Origin of the sequence: Pedobacter jamesrossensis (assembly GCF_042650905.1) — a bacterium.
Taxonomy (GTDB): domain Bacteria; phylum Bacteroidota; class Bacteroidia; order Sphingobacteriales; family Sphingobacteriaceae; genus Pedobacter; species Pedobacter jamesrossensis.
In genome coordinates, this window is sequence record NZ_JBHSBY010000085.1 from 1 (window position 1) to 9,467 (window position 9,467).

Consider the following 9,467-nt stretch of genomic DNA (forward strand, 5'->3'; position numbering starts at 1 on the left):
AAAAGATCCATCCAAGGGCTCTCTAGTAACTAAAAGACTCAAGGCTGGATGGGACAATCAGTATCTATTGCAAGTGTTTAACCAAATTTAAGTGCGTTGACCCTGCAAAGAATTTACGAGAAGCATTATTGGGGTTATATTTTTACCACGGAGGACACAAAGGATTGCACAGAGATTCGCAAAGAAAGTATAATAAACCCAGTTTTGTGTGCTCTGAGTCTATACGTTAAAAAACTCTTTGTACTCTGTGGTAAAAAAGCAATAAAACCCAGCTTAGCGTTCTTTGCGTGTAGCTGATTAGAAAATCTTGGCTTACTTTGCGGTTAAAATATTAGCTTTATTCCAAAGTAAAACCTATGAAATTAATTAGTTTAATCTTTCTCCTATCCTTCAGCATAATGTCTAATGCACAAAATAATTTCAAAGCAACCCAAATTAAATTTGAAAGGGTAGAAAAAGCTTACAAAGAAAAATGGAAAACCTTACAAAAATTTGTGAAAGCAGATGGCTTTGGAAATGATTTTTCGATGCTTGTAAATGCTTACAAAGCAGAAGGAAAACTAGAAATCTGGCTAAAAAACAATTCAGATAAAAAATATAAATTATTTAGAACTTACGATTTCTGTGCGCACTCTGGCAAACTCGGACCAAAAGTTATAGAGGGCGACGGACAAACCCCAGAAGGATTTTACTACATCAATGTGTTCAATCCGATGAGTAATTTCCATTTATCTCTTGGCGTAAACTATCCGAATTCGGTTGATCTTGCGAGAACTGGGAAAGATAGAAAACCTGGCAGTGATATTTACATTCATGGAAATTGCGTAACGGTTGGTTGTATCCCTCTAACGGATGAGAAAATTAAAGAGGTTTATATTTTAGGTGTCGAAGCTCGAAATTCTGGTCAGGAAAAAATTCCTGTAAACATTTATCCTTTCAAAATGACCGAGGGAAATTTGAAAAAATATGGTCCGCAATTTCCATCTCAGGTTAGTTTCTGGAAAACTTTGCAACCTGCTTATCTCAATTTTGAAAAGCATAAAAACCTAGCGGACATTAAGGAAGTTAAAGGAAAATACATAGTAAGGTAAAAGCTAAAAGGCGTAAGGTTTAGGGATAACCCTCACCTTACTACTTCTGATGTTTTTGGCTATGGAAAGAAAACCTTCCACCCTATACATTTAAACCTCCTACCTTAATTAAAGCATTCCACCGCAAACAGATAGCGTTTGTCCGGTTACGTAAGCGCTCATATCTGATGCTAAAAACACACAAACATTAGCAATATCTTCGGTTTCGCCTGCTCGTTTAAGTGGAATATCTTTTTCCCAACCAGCAACAACTGCTGGGTCTAAAACTTCAGTCATTTCTGTACGGATAAAACCAGGAGCAACAACATTTGCACGAATATTTCTCGAACCTAATTCTTTAGCAACTGATTTAGTGAAACCTATAATACCAGCTTTAGATGCCGCATAATTCGCTTGACCAGCATTACCAGTAACCCCAACAACCGAACTCATGTTAATGAAAACACCTTTACGGGCTTTCATCATTACCTTCGATGCCGCTTTAGTAATGTTAAAGATAGATTTTAAGTTGACGTTGATTACATCATCCCAGTTTTCTTCGCTCATGCGCATCAACAAACCATCTTTTGTAATACCAGCGTTATTAACTACGATATCAATTGTCCCAAATTCTGCAACTACATCATTTATTAACTGTTCTGCCTCAACAAATTTTGATGCATCAGAACGGTAACCTTTAACTTTGGTACCAAAACTTTGTAATTCTTTCTCTAAAGCTTCGCCTTTTTCTACTGATGATAAATATGTGAATGCTACGTTAGCACCTTGTTCAGCAAATTTTTCAGCTATTTTACGACCAATACCTTTCGATGCACCTGTAATTAATGCTGTTTTTCCTTCTAGTAATTTCATAACCCCTAAATCCCCTAAATGGGACTTTTATATAATGTATAAAAATTTAATTCTTGTAAAGTTAATATTTATTGTAATGTTTAACACAATAGGTTTTATTCCCCATTTATGAGGCTGGCTCCTGCTGACTTAAACAGTGGAAACTACCCAACCCCCAAATAATATCAACCGAATTTATACCAACCACTTTCCTATCCGGGAAACAACCTTGAATAATATCCAAAGCTTTTTGGTCGTTTACATCATCAAAAACTGGTACAATTACAGCTGAATTAGCAATATAAAAGTTAGCGTAAGATGCTGGTAGCCGTGTATCCTCATGAATCACTGGAGATGGCATGGGTAACTCAACGATATTTAATGAGCGACCATCTTTTAATTTCATCGACTTTAAAGCCTCTAAATTCTCTTGCAATAAAATGTAGTTTTCATCCAAAGGATTACTTTCTACAACCGTCAAAACGGTATACTCATTAACAAAACGTGTAATATCATCTATGTGACCATCTGTATCATCGCCAACAATTCCATCTCCTAACCACAGAACCTGCTCTTGTCCATAATATTCGAGCAAATATTTTTCAATTTGTTCTTTGTTTAAATGTGGATTACGATTTTCGTTTAACAAACATGCTGTTGTGGTTAAAATCGTTCCTGCTCCGTTAAATTCTACCGACCCACCCTCCATTACAATATCTGGTGTAAACAAAGGCAAATCAAAATGTTTAGCAATTTTAGTTGGTACCACATCATCCAAATCAAATGGTGGATATTTTCCACCCCAGGCATTATAACCCCAATCTACAACCGCTTTTTCATTTCCTTTCAACACAAAAGCCGGGCCGTGGTCTCTACACCAAGCATCGTTAGTCTCGTTAAAATAAAATTCAATTTGTGTTAAATCAGCATCAATCTTCTTCAATTCAGCAATTGCAAAAGCTTTCATTTCTTCATCTTTTACATTAATGCGAACTTTTTCACCTTCGGCAACAACTTTTATAAATTGGCAGTAAGGCTCGTAAATTGTTTCTATTTTATCTGGCCAGCTCGCCTCCTTGTGTGGCCAACTTAACCAGGTAGCCTCATGTTTTACCCATTCTGCAGGGAAAAAATAACCTTGCTGTTTCGGTGAGTAATCGAATTGATTTAGATTTAATTCTTTTCTTGGAGGAAAGTTTGACATCAAATTATGTTATTATAAATAAATGGTCCGTGAGGACAGGAACCATGGAATTTTAATTGGGTTTTCGCTTTAAGCTTTGGTCCTTAACCTTTAAGCTTATTCGCCATCAATATATCTTTTCGTAATTGGCTGGTAAGAATCGATTCTTCTATCTCTTAAAAATGGCCAGTGTTTACGCATAAAATCGCTTTGGTCTAAGTCTAATTCTACCACTTCAGTTTCTTCTTTATCATGCGATGCCAGGTAAAGCAACTTGCCTTGAGCGTTCGTTGCAAAACTTCCACCCCAGAATTTCATTGCACCATCTTGTTCAAAACCTACACGGTTTACGCTCACTACAGGAATACCATTTGCAACCGAATGCGAACGTTGAATGGTTTGCCATGCATTGTATTGATCTTGATTGGTTTCTTCATCTTGTGTTGTATCCCAACCAATTGCAGTTGGATAAAACATGATATCAGCTCCCATTAAAGCCGTAATTCGAGATGCTTCCGGATACCATTGATCCCAACAAATTAAGATACCGATTTTAGCAAATTTGGTATCAAAAACTTTGTAACCTAAATCACCTGGAGTAAAGTAAAATTTTTCATAAAAAGCCGGGTCGTCAGGAATATGCATTTTGCGATACTTGCCTAAGTAAGAACCATCAGCATCTAAAACAGCCGTTGTATTATGATAAATTCCTGCTGCACGTTTCTCAAATAAAGAGGCAATAATAACCACGCCCAATTCTTTAGCAACAACCTGCAAAGCATCAGTAGATGGACCAGGAATAGCTTCTGCTAAGTCGAAGTTAGCGTAATCTTCTACATCGCAGAAATATAACGAAGTAAAAAGCTCTTGCAAACAAACAATTTGTGCACCTTTTGCGGCAGCGTCTCTTACCTTCGAAATAGCCTTATCTAAATTTTCTTGCTTATCTTTAGTACAGCTCATCTGCACTAAGCCTACGTTTACTTTCTTCATTTTTTTAAATTATTGGATGAGTGAACTTGTAAAAGTATTCACTCATTCTAAATTAGGTTGCAAAGTTACTATTTTGTTTAAATGTAGAATGGCATAATTATGTAATTGTTTTTTCGAAAAGCAAATTCAGTATTTAGGTTAGTGTTGGTTGGGCTTTCCGTTAAATCTTTTACCCCTAAATCCCCTAAAGGGGAATGGTAAAAGGATATCACTTCAATCCCGTTTATTAAGCAGAGGGTTTGCTACTATTTGAGGTTGCAAAATTTACTAATTTGGCTAAAGCCAATGCAGATTCCTTTAAATTTCAGGCAGCTAAAGTCACCTGCAATGAATAAATATCTAATTCCTCTATCTCATTTCTTTGCCGTCTGGCTTCAGCCGACGGACTATGTTAAACCCCTATCTCTTCGCGGTATTCTTGTTGCAATTCAAATAAACATTTTGCACAAAGGCAACCATCGTACAATTCTGAAATATATTGCACTTCGTTAATACTCAATTGAACCACACTACATTGGCATTTGGTGTAGGAATTTGCCTTGCATTCTATAGCCGTTCCGCAACGTTCGCAGGGAATGATTTCGTGTTTGCTATGAGGAATATTAGACATTTACCAAAAGTATAAACAAAAATAAGGTTTTGAGCGTTAGCCCAAAACCTTATTTGTTTTATTGCTTTATGATGAGAAGAAAACTAACGCATTAAGATTGCTTCGTTCCTCGCAATGACGGGCGTGTTGGCAGACTTTTCGCTTTAGTCTTTCTGCTTTTAACTTTCTGCTTAACCCGAACAACTAATACAGCCTTCTTCCATTGAACAAACTGGTCCGTCAACGATTTCTTCTGCAACCTGATCTTGTGGAATGTTTGCAGGAATTACTGCTTCAATTGCTTTACCACCTTGGTTTTCTACCGTAAATTTAACTGCTTGAGATGCGGCTTGAGTACGTAAATAATACATACCCGTTTTCAATCCTTTCTCCCATGCATAGAAGTGCATTGAAGTTAATTTTGAAGTATTTGGCGCATTTACAAACAAGTTTAACGATTGCGATTGGCAGATATAAGCGCCACGGTCAGCAGCCATATCGATGATGTTACGCATTTTAATTTCCCAAACTGTTTTGTACAATTCTTTAATATAATCAGGAATTGCTGCGATACCTTGAATTGAGCCATTAGCCAATATGATTTGATTTTTCATATCGTTGTTCCATAAACCTAAGGCTACTAAATCTTTCAATAAGTGCTTGTTTACTACTACAAACTCTCCACTTAATACACGACGGGTGTAAATGTTTGAAGTATATGGCTCGAAACATTCGTTGTTACCTAAAATTTGAGAAGTAGACGCAGTTGGCATTGGCGCAACTAATAACGAGTTATACACGCCATCTTTAACTACTTTTTTACGTAAAGCATTCCAATCCCATCTGCCGCTATCTGGTGTTACATTCCATAAATCGAATTGGAATTTTCCTTTCGATAATGGCGAACCTTTGAAAGTTTGGTAAGGACCATTTTTAACTGCTAAATCGTGAGATGCTGTCATCGATGCGAAATAAATCGTTTCGAAAATATCTTTGTTTAAACGTTTTGCCTCATCGCTTTCGAAAGGTAAACGCAATAAGATAAATGCATCAGCTAAACCTTGTACTCCTAAGCCAACCGGACGGTGGCGCATGTTTGAGTTTTCAGCTTCAATTACTGGATAATAGTTATGGTCGATGATTTTATTCAGGTTTAAAGTAGCCTGATAAGTTACATCGTATAATTTTTGGTGGTCGAAAGCACCATTAATTACGAAACGAGGCAATGCTAATGATGCTAAATTACAAACCGCAACCTCATCTTTAGAAGTGTACTCAATAATTTCAGTACACAAGTTAGAACTTTTAATGGTACCTAAGTTTTGTTGGTTAGATTTGCTGTTCGCTGCATCTTTAAACAACATATAAGGTGTACCTGTTTCAATTTGCGAATCTAAAATGGCAAACCAAAGTTCTTGTGCTTTAATGGTTTTACGTCCACGGCCTTCGGCTTCGTATTTAGTATATAAAGCTTCAAATTCAGCACCGAAACAATCTGCCAAACCTGGTGCTTCATGTGGGCAGAATAAAGTCCATTCGCCATTATCTTTAACACGTTGCATAAACAAATCGTTTATCCAAAGGGCATAAAATAAATCACGGGCACGCATTTCTTCTTTACCATGGTTTTTACGCAAGTCTAAGAACTCGAAAACATCTGCATGCCAAGGCTCTAAATAAATAGCGAAAGCACCTTTACGTTTGCCTCCACCCTGATCTACATAACGAGCGGTATCGTTAAATACACGTAACATTGGAATAATACCATTACTTGTACCATTTGTACCACCAATATAAGAACCCGTAGCACGGATATTGTGAATACTTAAACCAATACCACCAGCACTTTGTGAAATTTTAGCAGTTTGTTTTAATGTATCGTAAATACCCTCGATACTATCATCTTGCATGGTTAGCAAGAAACAAGATGACATTTGAGGTTTAGGCGTAGCTGCGTTGAATAATGTAGGTGTAGCGTGTGTAAACCAACGCTCACTCATTAAGTTATACGTTTTGATTGCACTTTCGATATCTTCTTTGTGGATACCAACAGAAACACGCATGAACAAATGCTGAGGACGCTCAACGATTTGACCGTTAACTTTTAATAAATATGATTTTTCTAAAGTTTTAAAACCGAAATAATCGAATCCGAAATCGCGGTCGTAAATGATAGAACTATCTAAAATGTCCTTATTTTTTTCAATAATCTCAAAAACATCATCAGCAATAAGTGGTGCCGCTTTTTGCGCTTTCGGGTCGTAATATTCGTACAACATTTTCATCGTACCCGAAAATGATTTCGTAGTATTTTTATGTAAGTTGGAAACCGCAATACGCGAAGCCAGCAAAGCATAATCAGGATGTTTTGTAGTTAATGATGCTGCAGTTTCTGCGGCAAGGTTATCTAACTCTGATGTAGTTACGCCATCATATAAACCTTCGATTACCTTTTTGGCAACATCGATTGGGTCTACAAGGTCTGAATTTAGACTGTAACACAGCTTTTGAATACGGGCTGTGATTTTGTCAAATTGTACCGGCTCTTTCCGGCCATCTCTTTTTAGTACGAACATATGTTATGAGATTTAAGCCCCTCCCAACCCTCCCCAAAAGGAAGGATTTTTAAAGGCGAGTTTTATATTTATTGGCGAGTATCAAGTATCAAGACTTGTTTATCGCGTTATTAATTTTATTGTTATATCTGTTCATCAAGATTGCTCTGTGCCTTACAATGACGACAAGGGCAACTTTCTGCTTTAGTCTTTTTGCTTTAAGCTTATCTAAAAATCTTCATCTAAAGAAAACGCTTGCTTATTGTTATCAGCAGAAGTTAATACACCACTTTTTTGATAATCGCCAACACGTTTCTCGAAGAAGTTAGTTTTACCTTGCAACGAAATCATTTCCATAAAATCGAAAGGATTTGTTGCATTGTAGATTTTTTTGTAACCCAACTCTTGCAACCATCTGTCTGCTACAAATTCGATATACTGACTCATTAATTTTGCATTCATACCAATTAGGGCAACTGGCAATGCATCTGTAATAAATTCTTTTTCAATTTCTACAGCATCGCTGATGATGCCATGAACTTGTTCTTCACTTAATCTATTGCTCAACATGCTGTACAATAAACAAGCAAATTCGCAGTGAGAACCTTCATCTCTCGAGATTAACTCATTGCTGAAAGTTAAGCCTGGCATTAAACCACGTTTCTTTAACCAAAAGATAGAGCAGAAACTTCCGCTGAAGAAAATACCTTCAACCGCAGCAAAAGCGACCAAACGTTCCGCAAAACTTCCATTTTCAATCCAACGTAGAGCCCATTCCGCTTTCCTTTTTACTGCCGGAACAGTATCGATGGCGTGGAAAAGACGGTCTTTTTCTTCTGGATCTTTAATATAGGTGTCGATTAATAAAGCATAAGTTTCAGCATGGATGTTTTCCATCATAATCTGGAAACCATAGAAACAACGGGCCTCAGGCAATTGCACTTCACTCATGAAGTTTACCGCTAAGTTTTCGTTCACGATACCATCACTAGCAGAAAAGAAAGCAAGGATATGAGAAATGAAATGTCTTTCGCCATCATTTAAATTATCCCAGTGCTTTTGGTCATCAGAAAGGTCAATTTCCTCAGCTGTCCAAAAACTAGCTTCGGTCTTTTTATACATTTCCCAAATTGCCGGATACTTAATCGGCAAAAGCACAAATCTATCTTTATTTTCTTGTAGTAGTAATTCCTGTTCCATAAGCTGATATTTTTATAATCTTTCATTTTAAACAGAGCCGACAAAACCACGCATTCATCAATTTTATATGATGATTGTAATGTTTTTTATCAAAACTCTAGAGTGAAAAGTGCTAACCTCGTCGCTTTGCAAACAACGTAGTTTTTAGTTAGGTAAATTTAAAATTGTTATCAGAGAGATAGACGCATAAATTACTAAAAACTAAGCTTTTATATTTGTTTTAAAGCGCAAGAAGTTAAAGAACTTTGTTGAAACAAATATATATACGATAGCCCTTTTTCGTTAACCAAAGTTGTTAACACTACCTATATTTTAGTGGATAAACCCATCAGCTAAATATCATTTTCAAGCGAAAAAAAAGCTAATCATTTCTTTTTAAGGGTTTAGGAAACGAAATTAAGTGTTAATAACTTAAATTTTGATGGCAAAACCAGCTTTAATTAGAGCTAAAAAGAGTACTACTCAACGCTATAGCTTAGCTTTACTTTCGCTACACCTTTGTGATAGATACCTATCTGTTTAGCAGCGCTTTCAGATAAATCTATGGCTAATCTTTTGGAGAATGGACCTCGGTCATTTACCTTTACAACTACCGATTTTCCGTTATCGGGATTGGTTACTTTAATCATGGTGCCGAAAGGCAAAGTACGATGGGCAGCAGTTAATTTTTTTGACCGGTATTTAGCGCCACTGGTGGTTCGGCGGCCTTCGAATTTTCTGTGGTAATAAGTTGCGAGAACTGTTTTTTTGATACTATCTGGCTCATTTGATGAATCAGAATTTTGTGCTTTACCTTGTAAAAACAGGAAACAAAAACTTAATAACAGAAGATACTTCATAGGCTAAATTTTATTTATCGAGCCTGCAAATATAAGCATTTAGTTTATAATCAATAAATTGTGAAAAACAGGATGGTTTTCAGATCGAGTAGGAAGATAGGGATTATTTCCCTATCTGTCCTCTCACACCACTGTACGTACCGTTCGGTATACAGCGGTTTGTTAGAATAACTTCGTTTGGTGTGT

The 9,467-nt window shown here is 36.5% G+C and carries 8 protein-coding genes; 1 reads left to right on the plus strand and 7 read right to left on the minus strand.

The window, feature by feature from the left end:
• Positions 1-356: 356 nt before the first annotated feature.
• Positions 357-1,091: a L,D-transpeptidase family protein gene (locus ACFOUY_RS09420; RefSeq protein ID WP_378960256.1), complete on the plus strand. Its 735-nt coding sequence runs from the start codon at positions 357-359 to the stop codon at positions 1,089-1,091.
• A 108-nt stretch (positions 1,092-1,199) separates the two neighbouring features.
• On the opposite strand, the gene fabG is transcribed toward ACFOUY_RS09420, so the two are convergent.
• The 7 genes from fabG to ACFOUY_RS09455 all read right to left on the minus strand — a co-directional run bounded on the left by fabG (position 1,200) and on the right by ACFOUY_RS09455 (position 9,281).
• Entirely contained in the window at positions 1,200-1,943 is a 744-nt protein-coding gene (gene fabG / locus ACFOUY_RS09425; RefSeq protein WP_378960257.1) for a 3-oxoacyl-[acyl-carrier-protein] reductase, read from the minus strand.
• Between the two features lie 106 nt (positions 1,944-2,049).
• Positions 2,050-3,126 carry an agmatine deiminase family protein gene (locus ACFOUY_RS09430; RefSeq protein WP_378960258.1) on the minus strand — a complete coding sequence of 359 codons (1,077 nt, stop codon included), beginning with the start codon at positions 3,124-3,126 and terminating at the stop codon, positions 2,050-2,052.
• 96 nt (positions 3,127-3,222) lie between these two features.
• Positions 3,223-4,098, minus strand: coding sequence for a carbon-nitrogen hydrolase (locus tag ACFOUY_RS09435; RefSeq protein WP_378960259.1), 876 nt, complete (start codon positions 4,096-4,098; stop codon positions 3,223-3,225).
• A 391-nt stretch (positions 4,099-4,489) separates the two neighbouring features.
• The gene (locus tag ACFOUY_RS09440; protein ID WP_316756661.1) at positions 4,490-4,708 is read right to left on the minus strand and encodes a cysteine-rich CWC family protein; all 219 of its coding nucleotides are present in this window, start codon (positions 4,706-4,708) and stop codon (positions 4,490-4,492) included.
• A 170-nt stretch (positions 4,709-4,878) separates the two neighbouring features.
• The gene (locus ACFOUY_RS09445) at positions 4,879-7,263 is read right to left on the minus strand and encodes a ribonucleoside-diphosphate reductase subunit alpha (RefSeq protein WP_378960260.1); all 2,385 of its coding nucleotides are present in this window, start codon (positions 7,261-7,263) and stop codon (positions 4,879-4,881) included.
• Positions 7,264-7,470: 207 nt separating this feature from the next.
• On the minus strand, positions 7,471-8,442 hold the full coding sequence (locus ACFOUY_RS09450; RefSeq protein ID WP_378960262.1) for a ribonucleoside-diphosphate reductase small subunit: 972 nt from the start codon (positions 8,440-8,442) through the stop codon (positions 7,471-7,473).
• Between the two features lie 458 nt (positions 8,443-8,900).
• Complete coding sequence (locus ACFOUY_RS09455) at positions 8,901-9,281, minus strand: septal ring lytic transglycosylase RlpA family protein (protein ID WP_378960263.1); 381 nt, start codon at positions 9,279-9,281, stop codon at positions 8,901-8,903.
• Positions 9,282-9,467 lie beyond the last annotated feature (186 nt).

Bases quoted from the DNA above. Each gene is read 5' to 3' on its own strand.
- ACFOUY_RS09420 (WP_378960256.1), top strand. From the start codon at position 357: ATGAAATTAATTAGTTTAATCTTTCTCCTATCCTTCAGCATAATGTCT.
- fabG (WP_378960257.1), bottom strand. From the start codon at position 1,943: ATGAAATTACTAGAAGGAAAAACAGCATTAATTACAGGTGCATCGAAA.
- ACFOUY_RS09430 (WP_378960258.1), bottom strand. From the start codon at position 3,126: ATGTCAAACTTTCCTCCAAGAAAAGAATTAAATCTAAATCAATTCGAT.
- ACFOUY_RS09435 (WP_378960259.1), bottom strand. From the start codon at position 4,098: ATGAAGAAAGTAAACGTAGGCTTAGTGCAGATGAGCTGTACTAAAGAT.
- ACFOUY_RS09440 (WP_316756661.1), bottom strand. From the start codon at position 4,708: ATGTCTAATATTCCTCATAGCAAACACGAAATCATTCCCTGCGAACGT.
- ACFOUY_RS09445 (WP_378960260.1), bottom strand. From the start codon at position 7,263: ATGTTCGTACTAAAAAGAGATGGCCGGAAAGAGCCGGTACAATTTGAC.
- ACFOUY_RS09450 (WP_378960262.1), bottom strand. From the start codon at position 8,442: ATGGAACAGGAATTACTACTACAAGAAAATAAAGATAGATTTGTGCTT.
- ACFOUY_RS09455 (WP_378960263.1), bottom strand. From the start codon at position 9,281: ATGAAGTATCTTCTGTTATTAAGTTTTTGTTTCCTGTTTTTACAAGGT.